We start from the raw sequence: 14,502 nt of genomic DNA on the forward strand, positions 1-14,502 counted from the left end.
GTATCTTCATGTCTCAAGCCATCCTTTGGCACTTCTTGGAGGGCGCCCGCCCGGTGTGACGCTCCACCCTCGATCTGGCGGGTTCTGGTTATTTTCCCCGTCCGGCGGATCGAGCCATACGGACGTGGTCGGCAAAAATAGGATTGTCCCACAAAGCTGTCAACGCTGCCCTGTTGCACTGCAATATGGCCTAAACCCAAGGGTTTAACGTCCCTCGCGGTTGGCGCCGGGCACCCATAGGACGTCGCCGGCGCCCCTGTCATTGACATGGCGCGACAGCACGAACAGAAAATCTGAAAGCCTGTTCAGGTACTTGAAGGCAGCCGGGTTCACCGGCTCCCGCTCCGCCAGGCTGGCCACCAGCCGCTCCGCCCGGCGGGTGACGGTACGGGCCTGATGCAAAAAGGCGGCGGCGGGGGTACCGCCCGGCAGGATGAAGGAAGACAGCGGCGCCAGGTCGGCGTTCAGCGCGTCAATCTCCCGCTCCAACCGGTCGACCTGGGCACCGACGATGCGCAGGGGGGGGTATTTGGGGTTTTCCTGTTCCGGGGTGCACAGGTCGGCGCCCAGGTCGAACAGGTCGTTTTGAATACGGGACAAATAAGCGTCCGCCGGGGTTCCGGCGGTGTGCAGGCGCGCCAGGCCGATGGCGGCGTTGGCTTCGTCCACCGTGCCGTAGGCCTCGACCCGCAGGTCATGCTTGACCACGCGGCGGCCATCCCCCAGCGAGGTCTGGCCCGTGTCGCCGCCCCGTGTGTAGATGCGGGTCAGTGTGACCATGCCGCCCCGCGCGCCGTCATGCGTGGTGACTCAGGGCCAGCGCCGTCAGGATGAACAGCACCACCGCCAGGATCTGCAGGCGGATGCGCCACCACATCAGGCGGTTACCCGTGGTGCCGGCCTTGTCGCCGCCCCGGGCCATGGTGAACAGGCCCAGGATCAGGACGCCCAGCACGGCCAGCATGGTGGCGCCCAGGCAGAAGAAGAGGAATGTGCCCATGGCCGCGATTATAGCGTGCGCTGGCGCGCTTGCCCATCGGCTTGGGGGGGCGTCCCTCCTCAGGGGATCACGCGCTTTCCCGCAAGCGGGTGGCGAAGGTTTGCGCCCCCTCGCGCAGGCGCTGGGCCTGAAGCCCCAGATCGCCGGACGACTGGCTCAGGCGGCCGGCCGCCGCCCCCGTCTGGCGGGCGGCGTCGGCCACGTGGCTGATGTTGGCCGAGACGCTGGCGGTGCCCGTGGCCGCCTGGGCGATGCTTCGGGCGATTTCCCGGGTGGCAGTGCTTTGTTCCTCCACCGCGCTGGCGATGGAGGTCGCGATCTCATCCATGCCGGCGATGACGCTGCCGATCTGGCTGATCGCCGAGACCGCCTCTTCCGACACGTGGCGGATGGCGCTCACCTGGGCGGAAATCTCCTCCGTTGCCTTGGCGGTCTGGGTGGCCAGCGCCTTGACCTCGCCCGCCACGACGGCGAAGCCCTTGCCGGCCTCACCCGCCCGGGCCGCCTCGATGGTGGCGTTCAGGGCCAGCAGGTTGGTTTGGCTGGCGATGGTGTTGATCAGGCTCAGCACGTCGCCGATGCGGGCGGCGGCGGCCACCAGGCCGCGCACCGCGCCGTCGGTGCGCCGGGTCGTTTCCATGGCCTGCGCCGAAATCTTGTTGGATTGCACGACGCGGGCGCTGATCTCGGTGATGGAGGCCGACAGTTCCTCAGTGGCGCTGGCCACCGACTGGACATTGCTGGCGGCACTGCCAGCGGCCGTGTCGGCCTGTGTGCTTTCCGCCAGCGACTGGTCGGCGGCTTGCGTCAGCAGACTGGCGTCCTGGCGCAGCCCGCCCACGGCGCCGCTGATGCCATCGATGACCCCGGTCATCGTGTCGGTGAAATTCTGGGCCAAGCCTTCCAACATCCGCTGCCGGTCGCGGCGCCCTTCCTCGATATAGACGGAGATGGCCAGATCCATGTCCAGCATGACGGCGCGCAGCAGGGCCTGTTGCAGGCGGGCCACGTCCAGGCGCGGCCGCAGCCAGGCGAAGGGCCCCCGCTGGTCCATGCGCGTCACCATGGTCAGCAGTTCGCCGGTGATGAAGGCATAGCCGCCGATGTACCAGCGCGGCTCCAGTCCCAGGCGGTTGTGGGCGCGGCCCACGCGGATGACGCTGTCCAGGTAGGTGGCGTCGAAGGTGCCGGTGACGATGGCCGCCCAATGCCGCATCTGCATGTCCTTCACGTGCGACAGGTGCTTGTCGCCGCCGAAGAGTTTGAAGATCTCCGGCTGGGTCCGCAGCTTGGCGTAGAACCGATCCAGAATGGCGGGCAACTCGCGTTCGACATGCGGGCGCAGGCTGCGCAGGGCGTCCCGGGTCAAAGCGTCGATTTCCAGGAAGGCCAGGCGTTCCTGGAACTGGCGCTGCATGGAGTCGTCACCGGCGGTCATGATTTTCTCCTGGTCGTCTATGCGGCGCTGGCGAACAGCGTGCGGCCAGGTCAAAATCATGCCGGGTTGATGAATCATCCGTAAAGACAACTGGGCACCCAGCGCGACCCTAACCTTTTGGCAATAGTAATTGATGTAGATCAACCGGAGCCTGTGTGCCGCGACGGGCGACATTGCATCCGCGCCGTGACCGGGCTAAACCGGGGCATGGCCTTCATCCGACACATTCAGGCGTGCAACACCCACGACGCGGCCGCCTTCCTGCCTTTCGCGGTCAATGGCCGGCCGGTGGGGTACGTGCGTTCCGCCTTCGCCGACCGGGTGGCCAGCCTCAGCGACGCGTTCCGCCTGATGGGCGGGGCGGCGCCCCTGCTGGATCTGCTGCCCCCCGATCCCGCGCGCCGCAGCCAGGCGGTGGCCGAGGTGGTGGCGGTGCTGGCGGCGGAGGGAATGGTGCCCCCCTTGCGGGGAGAGGACTTCCCGGTGCTGGCGCAGTGGGGCCAGCCGGAACTGCTGAAAATCGACCGGGCCGCCGTTCCCGGTTTCGGCGTGCGCGGCTTCGGCCTGCACGTGAACGGCTATGTGCTCGGCCCGGATGGGCGCATCGAGATGTGGGTGGGACGCCGCGCCCGTGACCGTGGCGTAGCCCCGGGCAAGCTGGACAACATGGTGGCGGGCGGCCAGCCGGCCGGCCTCAGCCTGGCGGAAAACCTGGCGAAGGAGGCGCATGAGGAGGCGGGGCTGGATCCCGGCCTGGCCCGTGCCGCCGTGCCGGTGGGCGCCATCACCTATGTCTTCGACACGGTGGCCGGCCTGCGCCGCGACACCCTGTTCTGCTATGACCTGGCGCTCAGCCGCGATGTCATCCCGCGCAACACGGACGGCGAGGTCGAGGCCTTCGAGCTCTGGCCCTTGGCCCGCGTGGCCGACAGCGTGCGCACCACCGACGACTGGAAGTTCAACGTCAACCTGGTGGTGATCGACTTCCTGATCCGCCACGGCCAGCTCAACCCGGATCACGAGCCGAATTACATGGATCTTGTGACTGGCCTCAGGGCCACCGACTGACGCCCGACGCTCTTTTTGTTCCTAGGACGCGACGGCGTCCGCCGGAGCGAGCACCGCAGGGCGCAGCGAGGATCAGCCAAGGGGCGGATGCCCCGCCGGCGCCTGAGGCGCCTAAAAAAGCGCGTCGATCGCGTCCTGGTCCAGCGTGGCCTGTTCCGTGGCGCCGTGGACGATGGCACTGCCCCGGTCCACCAGCTTCTGCAGGCGCTGCCAGTAATCCGACGCCATGAAGCCCAGCACCTCGGGGGAGCCCAGTTCCGCCTCCAGCACCACCACCGCCTCGGCGATGGTCGCCTCCAGTTCCGCGATGACGCGATCGAAGGACTGGCGATACTCGGGCGGCACATGGTCGTAGGCATCGATGGCCAGGGCGGCGAAGCCCAGGCCGCTGCCCTCGAAATGCTGCTTGTAGGTCTTGGGCTGCCAGGCCCGGATCTCGTCCAGCATGTCCGGCATGTCGCCCAGCATGGACAACAGCATGATCACTTCGTTGAAGTGATTGAAGTAGTCCGTCGACAGCAGGGTGTTGCCGTCTATCGTCGTGTCTTTGACGAGGGTGCGGTAGTGGGCGAGGGTATCGGCATCAGGCATGGCGCGTTCTTACCACGGGGCCTTCCGTCTGGGTGGCGAAAAATTCGCTAAAAAGCGTAGCGTGTGCGCATGGCTAGATGAGCGCGACCCATTCTTGATCAAGTCGATTTGCGATCAAGGCGTTTCCATGCCCAGGCGATGATAGACCTCGGCCGGTGTGGCGCCGCTGTCACGCAGGGCCGCCAGGCTGGCGGCCCCGTCGCGCTTGGCCAGCCGCTCGCCCCGCTCGTTCATCAACAGGCGGTGGTGGTGCCAGGTGGGCACGTCCAGGCCCAGCAGGGCCTGCAACAGGCGATGCACGTGCGTCGCCTCCATCAGGTCCCGTCCCCGAGTCACCAGGGTGACGCCTTGCAGATGGTCGTCCACCGTCACCGCCAGGTGATAGCTGGTGGCGACGTCGCGGCGGGCCAGCACCACGTCGCCCAGGATGCCCGGCTGGGCCACCTGGGGGCCGGCATCAAGGTCGGTCCAGCCCAGCGGCCCGGTCTGGTGCGCGGCGGCCGCGACATTCAGGCGCAGGGCGTGCGGCGTGCCGGCGGCCAGCAGGTCGGCCCGCCGGCCCGGGTCCATGTGGCGGCAGGTGCCGGGATAGAGCGGCCCCTCCGGCCCATGGGGCGCCGCCCCGGCCCGCGCGATCTCGTCCTGGATGTCCTTGCGTGAGCAAAAGCAGGGGTACAGCACGCCCAGGCCCGCCAGCCGGTCCAGGGCGGCGCGGTAGTCCGTCATATGCTCCGACTGGCGGCGCACCGGCTCCGGCCAACTCAGGCCCAGCCAGCGGAGGTCACGGGTAAACGCCTCCTCGAACTCGGGCCGGCAGCGGTTGGGGTCGATGTCCTCGAAGCGCAGCAGGAAGGTCCCGCCCGCCTTCTTCGCGGCGTGCCAGCCGAACAGGGCGGAATAGGCGTGGCCCAGATGGGGCAGGCCGGTGGGGCTGGGGGCGAAGCGGGTGACGGGCTGGTCCATGTCCCCTGATACCATCGGCGGGCGCTCGCTGCCCATCCCGCCCCGTCAATTCAGTCATATGCGACCGAGTCCCGCGGGTGACCTATGCTGGCGGGCCTATAAAAAGGGTTAGGTGAGCCCATTGGCCCCACATCTTGTGGGTAGCGGTATGACGTTATCGTGAAATAGCGGGGTCCCCACGAAGGCGAGGATTGCCGAGAGGGACGGGAAAGGCTAATAAGACGGTGATTTCTGGCCGTGGGTTCGGCCCGCGGCCGTCCTCGGGAACGGTGCGGGGGTGGTATTGTCTCCACCACTAGACAGTTGTCCGGCCTTGGTGCTGAACGCCGATTTTCGGCCGCTCAGTTATTTCCCCTTGTCCCTTTGGTCCTGGCAGGACACCGTCAAGGCGGTCTTCCTGGACAGGGTCAACATCATTTCCGTCTACGACCGCGTCGTCCGGTCGCCCACCGCGGAAATCCGAATACCCAGCGTCATCAGCCTGAAGGAATACATACCGGCGACGCGAAGGCCGGCCTTCACCCGCTTCAACGTTTTCCTGCGCGATCACTTCTGTTGTCAGTATTGCGGTGAGCCTTTCCCCACCCAGGAACTGACCTTCGACCACGTCATCCCACGCTCCCGCGGCGGACGCACCACCTGGGACAACGTCGTCACCTCCTGCTCCGCCTGCAACCTGGCCAAGGGCAACCGGCTGCCCCACGTGTGCGGCATGATCCCCTTGAGCCCCCCCTTCCAGCCCACGGTCTTTCAGCTGCAGGAAAACGGCCGGGCCTTCCCGCCCAACTTCCTGCACGAGAGCTGGCGCGACTTCCTCTACTGGGACACCGAGCTGGATCCGTTCTGACGGTTTCAGCGATGGGGGGCGGTGCAGGCCAGGATCCAGTCCTGGAACGCCCTCACCCCCGGCGTCAGAGGCTTGGAAAACAAGCGGGTCAGCCAATAGCACCCGGTATCCACCGACACCTGGAACGGCTGCGCCAGCCGGCCCTCCGCCAACTCCCGCCGGAACATGGCGGGCGGCGCCAGGGCCACGCCTTCCCCCACCATGGCCGCCTGGATCATGAGGGTGGAGGCGTCGAACAGGGGCCCCCGCGCCGGGATGCCGGGCACGCCGGCGGCTTTCAGCCATGCCGGCCAGTCCTGGGACCGATAGGACCGCAGCAGCGGATGCCCGGCCAGGTCGGCGGGCGTTTTTAGAACGGCGGCCAGGGACGGCGCGCACAGCGGCGTCATGGGCGCGTCCATCAGGCGGTGCGCTTCCACGCCATGCCAGGCGCCGTCGCCGAAGCGGATGGCCAGGTCCAGGCTTTCCGTCCACAGGTCGACCTTGTTGTTGTTGGTCATGATACGCAGGTCGACGCGCGGATGGTGGGCCCGGAACGCGGCCAGGCGTTCGAACAGGAAGCCCACCGCGAAGGTGCCGACCACGCCCAAATTGACGATCTCCGCCGGGCCCGTCGCGCTGACGGCGTCCAGCGTCCGCTCCATCATGGCGAACGCCTCCAGGATCGTGGGCGCCAGGGCCTGCCCCTCATCGGTCAGGATCAGGCCCCGGGTGCTGCGGCGGAACAGGCTGACGCCCAGTTGCTCCTCCAGCCCGCGCACCTGATGGCTGACCGCCGATTGCGTGACGTGCAGCTCCGCCGCCGCGCGGGTCAGGCTCAGGTGCCGTGCCGCGGCCTCGAAGGCCCGCAGCGCGTTCAAGGAAATGGCGCTGAGCGGCATGGTCCCATCCTTAGAAAAATTCAGGATCGCGCCAAGGTATCGTCGTTTGCGCCGGCAATCAAATGCTGGAATTTTAAGGCATTACCGACTGACGGGGGCGCGACGATCTGAGAAAAGCGTTGGGAATGTCCCGCTTTTCCCAAGGGCCGTTCCCCTCGTTTCCACTACGCGCCCGTGCCTTGCGACCTCCCGGCCCCTGCTGTCGGGAGTATGCGCCCATGTGCCCGCGCCAAGACCGCCTGAAGGGGGAACAGTGTGAAGGTCAGGGGGTTTCAAAACGCGGTCATCGCCGGCCTTGCCCTCACCGCGCCATCGGCGCTGGCGCAGACGGAAATCACCGTCACGGCCACCCCGCCGGAGGCTACGCGCCTGGACGACCGCACGGTGTACGATTTGGCGAACAACCTCCAGGCCAAGGGGGGCGGCAGTGTCGCCGACGTCCTGACCACCCTGCCCGCGGTCAGTGTCGACCCGGCGGGCAAGGTCCGCGTGCACGGCGCCGCCGTCACGGTCATGATCGATGGCAAGCCGTCGGCGGCCTTGCGCGGCATGCCCTTGGCGACGGCCCTGCAATCCATGCCGGCCAACACCATCGCCAAGATCGAGGTCATCACCGACCCGGGGCCGGAGTTCCGGGGGGATGCCGGCATCGTCATCAACCTGGTCACGCGCAAGCCGCGCGGCCCCGCGGCCAAGGCGGACCTGGGGGCGGGGATCGGTTCGCAGGGACGGCGCAGCGGCTCCGCCGCCGGCTCCTTCGGGGTGGGCGCCTGGACGTTCAGCGGTTCGGCCGATGTGCGGGACGACATCCGCTACGACCTGCTGGACACTGACCGGGCGGCCAAGAACGCGGATGGATCGGCCGCCGGCCATCTGGTGGAGCATCGCTCCACCTTCGTGCCTTACACCAACACCACCGGCACCCTAGGGGTCTCTTATGCCGCTTCGGCCCACGACACCGTCAGCCTCGGCGGGGAGGGGGCCCTGCGCCGCCGGCCGCGCCAATACCGGGATGATCTGGACGTCTATGGTTCCGATGGCGGGCCGACCAGCCGCAGCGTGACTCAGGATCGCGCTCCGCAGCACTTCGACCACGCCTCCCTGACCGGCGATTACGTCCGCAAGGGGGTGGTCGGCGGCGACACGCTGACCGTGAAGGCCAGCCACGAGGATCATGAGACGCTGCGCGACCAGACCGACGACCAGCTCTTCCAGGTTCCGGCCTTCGTGGAGGACATCTATCGCCAGCGGCACACCGAACGTGAGCTGATCGATACGGTCAGCGGCGACTACGTCCTGCCGCTACCCCGGGAGGGGCAGCTCAAGCTGGGCTTCGAGATCGAGTCGGGCCGGGTGCAGTCGGCCTACCAGGCGGGGGCCGTGGGCGGTTCGGGTGATGGCGGGTTCGGCGCCTCCCCCGCCGCGCGCTTCGGTCTCAACCGCACCCTCAGCGCCGGTTACGCCAGTTACCAGCGCCTGTTGGGCCCCTGGCTGGTCAAGGGCGGGCTGCGGGTGGAGTCGATGGCGACCCGGTTCCTGGCGGCGGCGGATGGCATGCCGGACTCGAACGACCTGCGCTGGTTGCCCAGTCTATCCCTGGGCCGGGACCTCAGCCCCGAAAGCCGCCTGACGTTCAGCTACACCCGGCGTATCGACCGGCCGACGACCGAACAGCTGAACCCGCTTCAGACCATCGTGGGCGCGACCACCATTCTGGGCAACACCGGCTTGCGGCCCAGCCGGACGGACTCGGTGGCGGCTGGCTACACCTACACGGCGGCGCAGGTGACGGCCAGCGGCACCCTGTATGCGCGCCGTCTGAGCGACGATATCGTGGACTATCGCTATGCTGCGGCACCGGGCGACACGGCCCTGGTCTCCACGGTGGAAAACGCGGGCAGCGGCACGTCGGCCGGCCTGGATCTGGCGGTGGATTTCCATCTGGGGCCGGACTGGGCGGTCGGCCTCAGTTCCGACCTGTCCCACGTCCGGGAATCCATCCCAGTTAGCGGTGGCAACTATAACGGCGCCCTGTTCACGCACCTGACCAAGGTCAACCTGACCTGGACGCCGGCGGAGGGCGACCGCCTGCAACTCCAGGCGCAACTGCATGGCCGGTCGCTGGAGGCGGGCGGCACGCGGTCCGGCTATCAGTCGGTGACCCTGTCCTATGGCCATGACGTGACGTCCCGGCTGAAATTGATTGTCACCGCCAACGACGTGTTCAACAGCGTGTGGCGCGTGACATGGATCGACACGCCGCAGTATCGGGAACGGTCCGAATTGGCCGTGCCGGGGCAGATCGTCTATTTCAAGCTGACGTACAGGCTGGGTGGCGATGAGAATAAGGCGGGCGACGCCGCGCCATGATCAGACCCGTTCCGCCACCCAGATGACGGCGCGGGTGCCCGCCTTGATCAGGGTGTACAGCACGGGATAGCCGGTGGTCAGCTCGGCATCGTGGGCGATGCCGATGTCGCGGTGCTCCAGCTCCTCGGCCCGGAATTTCTCGATGGTGGCCTTCAGCTCCGCCTCGCCCGGGCCCAGGCGTTCTGCCTGCTCGGCGTAGTGGGCGTCGATGGCCTCCTCCACCGCCACGGTGCAGGCCATGGCCGCCCGTTCGCCCATCAGGGCGGTGGCCGCACCCAGAGCGTAGCCGGCCACCTTCCACAGTGGCTGCAGGGCCGTGGGACGGACCCGGCGCTTCACCATCATCTGGTTGAAGGTATCGAGGTGGACGCGCTCCTGCTCCTCCATATGGCGGATGGTGGCGCCCACCGGGCTTTTGCCCAGCACCGACAATTGGCCGGCATAGATGCGGGCGGCGCCGTACTCGCCCGCCTGGTCCACGCGGATGATGCGGGCGATTTGCGCCTCGGTGCCCAAATCGCCCGGCAAGGGGCGCCGGGCCAGGCGTTCAGCCTGCTTAGAGGTGTCAGCGGGGGCGGTGTCGGTCATGACCATATCCTCAGGCCCGCTTGGCGCCGGCGCGGGCGGCGGCCCAAGCCACCAGGCCCAGGACCAGCGAGGCCGGGAAGTTGAAGGCGGCCATGGAGATACCGTGGAAGGTCCACTGCGCCTCATCACACCGCACCAGCGGGGCGGACAGCAGGCGCTCGCGCAACTGATCCAGCGTCAGGTTCTTGGGCATGCTGCTGCTGCAGGTGGTGAAGCCTTCCCACCAGTGCTGCTCCACACCCGCATGGAAGCCGGCGATGGCGGCACCCGCCAGGAAGGCAAGCCCGCCCAGGACCAGCGAGGCGGTACGGAACCGCGGGTTCGCCAAGCCGGGCAGCAGCGCCACGATGGCGGCGACATAGGCCCAGCGCTGCCAGATGCAGAACTCGCACGGGTGCAGGCCGCCCACATACTGCGACAGCAGCGCCGTGCCCAGCGCTCCGACCGATGCCAGGACTAGCGCCGCCTGCGGCAGGCGGGGGTGGGCCAGCGGGGACGGGGCGGCGGTCGGGCTGGGCGCGTAAGCGGTCATGGGGTGGTTTCCGGATGGGGCGGTGGGGCTCTAGAGATGCAGGTACTTCACCAGAATGAAGCCGCTGATGATCAGGACCAGGGCCGCGGTAGTGACCAGCGTCAGGCGCTTTTCCACGAATGTGCGGATCGGTTCACCGAATTTCCAGAGGAGTGCGGCGACAAGGAAGAAGCGCAGGGCGCGGGAGATGAGCGAGGCGCCGGCGAAGGTGGCCAGGTCGAACTGGAAGGCGCCGCTGGCGATGGTCACCAGCTTATAGGGGATGGGCGTCATCCCCTTCAGGATGATGATCCAGGCGCCCTTCTCGTCGAAGCCCTGCTTGAACTCCATGTATTTGCCCATCAGGCCGTAGGCTTCGATGACGCGATGGCCGATGGTGTCCCAGAAATAATAGCCGATGGCATAGCCCAGGAAGCCGCCCAGGACCGAGGCGACGGTGCAGACCGTGGCCAGGAAGAAGGCGCGGCGCCGGTCGGCCAGGATCAGCGGGATCAGCAGCAGATCCGGGGGAATGGGAAAGACCGAGCTTTCGATGAAGGAAATACCCGCCAGGGCCCAGACGGCATGGCGGTGGCCGGCGAGGGCGAGGGTGCGGTCATAAAGGCTACGCAGCAACGGGCATCTCCGACAGCGGGGCCGCCCTTTGGGATAAGGGGCGAGCCGGGCGCTACCCGTCTATCAGGTGCGTCCCGCGCCTGCAACCGCCGCCCCCGCCCCGCCGCGTGTCAACCCCGTGGCGCAACCCCATGACCCGCCCCTGACCCGGCGGTGCTATGCGGCGCTTGACCCCCGGCTTTCTATCGCTATGATCCGCCGCACGCTTGAAAGCGCCCGGTGCCTCCGTGGCGAAATGGTAGACGCGGCAGACTCAAAATCTGTTGGCCGCAAGGTCGTGTTGGTTCGAGTCCGACCGGGGGCACCACTTCCATCCTTTGAAATCGCTGACTGCCAAAGATGGCCCTTCCCGGGCCATTTTTTATGTCCGGGTCCTGCGCTCCAATGCCGCCCCCGACATGACAGCGCAATGTTAAGCGGTTAATTTGGCGGCCTTCTCCAGATCGGGACTCTCCATGACCGCCTTTCGCTGCCTCGCCATCGCCGCCGTTATGTCCACCGCCGCCCTCGCCCTCACCGCCGGGCCGGCGCTGGCCTGGGGCCCCAACGGGCACGCCATCGTCGGCGACATCGCGCAGGACCGGCTGACGCCCAAGGCCAAGGCGGTGGTGGACCAGCTGCTGTCGCTGGAAGGGCATCACACCCTGGATGAGGTAGCGAGCTGGCCGGACACGGTGGGCCATCTGCCCAAGGACAAGGGCGGTCTGCCCGACACGCTGCCGTGGCACTATGTCGACGTGCCCACCGACCAGCCGGCCTATGATCCGGCGCGGGACTGCGCCGACGACAACTGTGTCCTCGCCCGCCTGCCGGAGCAGGCCCGGATCCTGGCCGACACCAAGGCGGCGCCGGAGGCGCGGCTGGCCGCACTGAAGTGGGTGGTGCACCTGGTGGGCGACCTGCACCAGCCCCTGCACGCCGCCGAGCGCAACCACGACAAGGGCGGCAACGACGTCAAGGTCCGCTATTTCGATGAGGACCGGAACGGCCACCTGAACCTGCATTCGGTCTGGGACGGCTCCATCGTCGACCGCGAGCTGGGCCTGTCGGTGAACAAGGACTATTCCATCGACTTGGCCAAGGCCAAGTCGGCGGCCGCCACGCTGGAACCCGGCATCACCGCCTATGACGTCAAGGCCTGGACGCCCAAGACGCCGTCCACCAAACCCCCGTTCGAGGGTGCCGGCCTGGACAAGGCGGTGCAGGCCTGGGGCGAGGAAAGCCATGGCCTAGCCCGCGACGTCGTCTACGGCCTGCTGCAGGCGCCGGAATCCGATGGGGTCGAGCGCCTGGCCCAGGGTTATGAGACCGCCGCCTGGCCGCTGGTCCGCATGCGCCTGGAAATGGCCGGTGTACGCCTGGCCTGGGTGGTGAACCAGGCGGTCGGGCACTGAACCCACGGGGCATCCGCACCTGACGCGGGAGCGACGGTTCCACGCGGCTGCGCCAGGTGGGCGCTGCCTCGGGATGGATTGCCGTTGCCGCCCTTCACGCGATGTTAAGCATGCCGGGACGAGGATGCTGGGCATGGGGCCGCCGTCGCGGCCGTTCGCCCGGAAGAAGCAGTCAGAATGAAGCCGGTTCAGCGGTATCTGGGATTCGCGTTCGCCAATGCCGACCTGCTGATGGAGGTGGATGGCGACGGCGCTTTGCACTTCGCCGCCGGCGCCGCCCTGGCGCTGACCGGCTACAGCGACGCCGAACTGGCGGGCCGCGCGCTGGCGGACCTGCTGGTGCCGGCCGACCGCGCCCTGGTGCGCCGGGTGCTGGACGCCCTGGGCGACAACGGCCGCAGCAGCCCCCGGCCGGTACGCCTGCGACGGCGGGACGGCCGCGTGGTGGTCTGCGTCCTGGCCGCCTACCGCATGCAGGGCAGCCCCCTGTTGAGCGTCACCTTCTGCCAGCTGGTCGCCGGCGTGGCGGCATTGCCGGCGCCCCATGATGTGGATGCCGCGACCGAGTTGCTGACCCCGGCCGCCTTCGCCCAGGCGGCGGCCGTCAACTTCGCCCCCGGCGGCGTGGAGCCGCCGGCCTGTGGCGCCTTGACCCTGCTGGAGATGAACAACCTGGCCGACATCCGCAGCCGCCTGACGGCGGAGGCGGACGGCCAGCTGATGACCGAGATCGGCGCCGTCTTCCGCCAGCATGGCGGAGCGGTGGCCGGCCGCGTGGCCGACAACCGCTTTGGCGTCATGGCCCCCGCCAGCCTGGCGGAACAGATCACCCGCGACATCGCCCGCGTCGCCGCCGATTTGGGCCTGGACCAGCCGTTGGAAGTCGATGCCCGCACCCTGGACAGCAACAGCTTCGGTCTCAGCCGCGCCGACCGGTCGCGCCTGCTGCTGCACGCCCTGCGCCGCTTCGCCGAGGCGGGCGCGGGCGCGGTGGACATGCTGTCGGGCCAGTCGGCCGCCGCCGGCTTCGTGAAGGACGCTGTGGGCTGCCTGGCGCGCCTGCGTGACGATCTGGGCGGCAACCGCCTGTCCCTGGTGTTCGAACCCATCGTCGACCTGAAGACCGGGCGCATGCACCATCTGGAGGTGCTGAGCCGCTTCAATGGCGACCGCCCGGGTTCCGTCATCACCCTGGCGGAAGAGCTGGGCGTCATCAACGACGTGGACATGCTGGTGTGCAGCCTGGCGATGCGTGAGCTGGAGACGGCTCCCCCGGACATCATCCTGGCGGTGAACCTGTCCGCCGTGTCCGTCGGCTCGGACCTGTTCATGCAATCGCTGCTGGCGCAGCTGAAGGCCCAGCCCGGCCTGTCCGGCCGCCTGATGTTCGAGGTGACGGAGACCGGCAATCTGGGGGATCTGGAAAGGGCGCGGAACGTCCTGGGCGCCGTGCGCCGCTTGGGCCATCCCCTCTGCCTGGATGATTTCGGCGTGGGCATGGCATCGTTCACCTACATTCGCGCGCTGGACTTCGACCATGTGAAGCTGGATGGCAGCTTCATCGCCAAAATGTGCGTGAACAAGCGGGAAGAGGCCATCGTGACCGGCATGCTGGCCCTGTGCCGGGGCTTGGGCGTCACCGCCATCGCCGAGCATGTGGAAACCCCGGAACAGATGATGCGCCTGCGCGGCCTGGGGTGCGCCCTGGGCCAAGGCTGGCTGTTCTCCAAGGCGTTGGAGCGGCCGCAGCGGACGGATGTGGACTTGCGGCCCCTGAGCCGCCCCTCAGGCTGGCGGCCCACGGTGATCGACGCCGGCGGCTGAGGCCATGGTTTGGCGATCGATCTGCTTTATCAGATAATATTCGCGCCGATTACTTGATGTGCGTCAAATAGGGAGACCAATACGAGAGAACAGTTGCGAAGGAGCCTGCGCAGGATTTTCATGGAAGCACAAAGGTGGAGGTGTCCCATGACCCAGTACAGCACCTATTCCCTCGTCTTGAGGGAGCACATCGCGGATCTCGACCCCCTCATCGACCGGTGGACCAGCGGGCATTTCCGGCTGACCGGCGCCGCCCATGACGAGGCCGAGGAATTCGTGGATCGTCTCAAGGATTTGCGGGCCGAACTGGTCAGCCGCATGAGCCGGCCGGATCTGGACGGCCGCATGACCTCCCAGGTCGCCGACGGCATGACGGTGCGCTAGCGGCGGC

15 protein-coding genes and 1 tRNA gene are annotated in these 14,502 nt (G+C 67.7%); 7 read left to right on the top strand and 9 right to left on the bottom strand.

The annotated features are described in order from the left end of the window. Positions 1–204: 204 nt before the first annotated feature. From P5F91_RS09740 to P5F91_RS09750, 3 genes are all read right to left on the bottom strand, one after another. On the bottom strand, positions 205–780 hold the full coding sequence (locus P5F91_RS09740; RefSeq protein WP_145613617.1) for a cob(I)yrinic acid a,c-diamide adenosyltransferase: 576 nt from the start codon (positions 778–780) through the stop codon (positions 205–207). A gap of 16 nt (positions 781–796) precedes the next feature. Continuing rightward, entirely contained in the window at positions 797–1,000 is a 204-nt protein-coding gene (locus P5F91_RS09745) for a twin transmembrane helix small protein (RefSeq protein ID WP_050898461.1), read from the bottom strand. A 67-nt stretch (positions 1,001–1,067) separates the two neighbouring features. Then, the gene (locus P5F91_RS09750; RefSeq protein WP_277907105.1) at positions 1,068–2,438 is read right to left on the bottom strand and encodes a globin-coupled sensor protein; all 1,371 of its coding nucleotides are present in this window, start codon (positions 2,436–2,438) and stop codon (positions 1,068–1,070) included. Between the two features lie 207 nt (positions 2,439–2,645). On the opposite strand from P5F91_RS09750, the gene P5F91_RS09755 reads away from it, so the two are divergent. Continuing rightward, on the top strand, positions 2,646–3,506 hold the full coding sequence (locus P5F91_RS09755; protein WP_277907106.1) for a DUF4743 domain-containing protein: 861 nt from the start codon (positions 2,646–2,648) through the stop codon (positions 3,504–3,506). A 111-nt stretch (positions 3,507–3,617) separates the two neighbouring features. On the opposite strand, the gene P5F91_RS09760 is transcribed toward P5F91_RS09755, so the two are convergent. Both P5F91_RS09760 and gluQRS read right to left on the bottom strand, forming a co-directional pair. Further along, positions 3,618–4,097, bottom strand: coding sequence for a hypothetical protein (locus tag P5F91_RS09760; protein WP_277907107.1), 480 nt, complete (start codon positions 4,095–4,097; stop codon positions 3,618–3,620). A 114-nt stretch (positions 4,098–4,211) separates the two neighbouring features. Then, positions 4,212–5,060 (bottom strand): tRNA glutamyl-Q(34) synthetase GluQRS, encoded by an 849-nt coding sequence (gluQRS, locus tag P5F91_RS09765; protein ID WP_277907108.1) that lies wholly within the window; start codon positions 5,058–5,060, stop codon positions 4,212–4,214. A gap of 277 nt (positions 5,061–5,337) precedes the next feature. Between gluQRS and P5F91_RS09770 the strand changes: the two genes are divergently transcribed. Continuing rightward, the gene (locus P5F91_RS09770) at positions 5,338–5,907 is read left to right on the top strand and encodes an HNH endonuclease (RefSeq protein ID WP_411861176.1); all 570 of its coding nucleotides are present in this window, start codon (positions 5,338–5,340) and stop codon (positions 5,905–5,907) included. Positions 5,908–5,912: 5 nt separating this feature from the next. Here P5F91_RS09770 and P5F91_RS09775 read toward each other — a convergent pair whose 3' ends face one another. Continuing rightward, positions 5,913–6,788 (bottom strand): LysR family transcriptional regulator, encoded by an 876-nt coding sequence (locus tag P5F91_RS09775; RefSeq protein ID WP_277907109.1) that lies wholly within the window; start codon positions 6,786–6,788, stop codon positions 5,913–5,915. Between the two features lie 255 nt (positions 6,789–7,043). On the opposite strand from P5F91_RS09775, the gene P5F91_RS09780 reads away from it, so the two are divergent. Further along, entirely contained in the window at positions 7,044–9,158 is a 2,115-nt protein-coding gene (locus P5F91_RS09780; RefSeq protein WP_277907110.1) for a TonB-dependent receptor, read from the top strand. Here P5F91_RS09780 and P5F91_RS09785 read toward each other — a convergent pair whose 3' ends face one another. From P5F91_RS09785 to P5F91_RS09795, 3 genes are read right to left on the bottom strand one after another with little or no spacing between them, the layout of a single operon-like run. Next, positions 9,159–9,746 carry a demethoxyubiquinone hydroxylase family protein gene (locus tag P5F91_RS09785; protein ID WP_145613610.1) on the bottom strand — a complete coding sequence of 196 codons (588 nt, stop codon included), beginning with the start codon at positions 9,744–9,746 and terminating at the stop codon, positions 9,159–9,161. Between the two features lie 10 nt (positions 9,747–9,756). Continuing rightward, positions 9,757–10,278, bottom strand: a complete 522-nt coding sequence (locus P5F91_RS09790; RefSeq protein WP_277907111.1) for a disulfide bond formation protein B — start codon at positions 10,276–10,278, stop codon at positions 9,757–9,759. Between the two features lie 30 nt (positions 10,279–10,308). Then, complete coding sequence (locus tag P5F91_RS09795; RefSeq protein WP_145613608.1) at positions 10,309–10,893, bottom strand: YqaA family protein; 585 nt, start codon at positions 10,891–10,893, stop codon at positions 10,309–10,311. A gap of 221 nt (positions 10,894–11,114) precedes the next feature. Between P5F91_RS09795 and P5F91_RS09800 the strand changes: the two genes are divergently transcribed. The 4 genes from P5F91_RS09800 (at position 11,115) to P5F91_RS09815 (ending at position 14,495) form a co-directional block, all read left to right on the top strand. Then, a tRNA-Leu gene (locus tag P5F91_RS09800) sits at positions 11,115–11,200 on the top strand. Positions 11,201–11,348: 148 nt separating this feature from the next. Beyond that, complete coding sequence (locus P5F91_RS09805) at positions 11,349–12,287, top strand: S1/P1 nuclease (RefSeq protein WP_277907112.1); 939 nt, start codon at positions 11,349–11,351, stop codon at positions 12,285–12,287. Positions 12,288–12,464: 177 nt separating this feature from the next. Continuing rightward, entirely contained in the window at positions 12,465–14,111 is a 1,647-nt protein-coding gene (locus tag P5F91_RS09810) for an EAL domain-containing protein (protein WP_145613606.1), read from the top strand. Between the two features lie 147 nt (positions 14,112–14,258). Beyond that, the gene (locus tag P5F91_RS09815) at positions 14,259–14,495 is read left to right on the top strand and encodes a hypothetical protein (RefSeq protein WP_145613605.1); all 237 of its coding nucleotides are present in this window, start codon (positions 14,259–14,261) and stop codon (positions 14,493–14,495) included. Positions 14,496–14,502: the final 7 nt, after the last annotated feature.

This window comes from Nitrospirillum amazonense (assembly GCF_029594735.1).
Classification (GTDB): domain Bacteria; phylum Pseudomonadota; class Alphaproteobacteria; order Azospirillales; family Azospirillaceae; genus Nitrospirillum; species Nitrospirillum amazonense.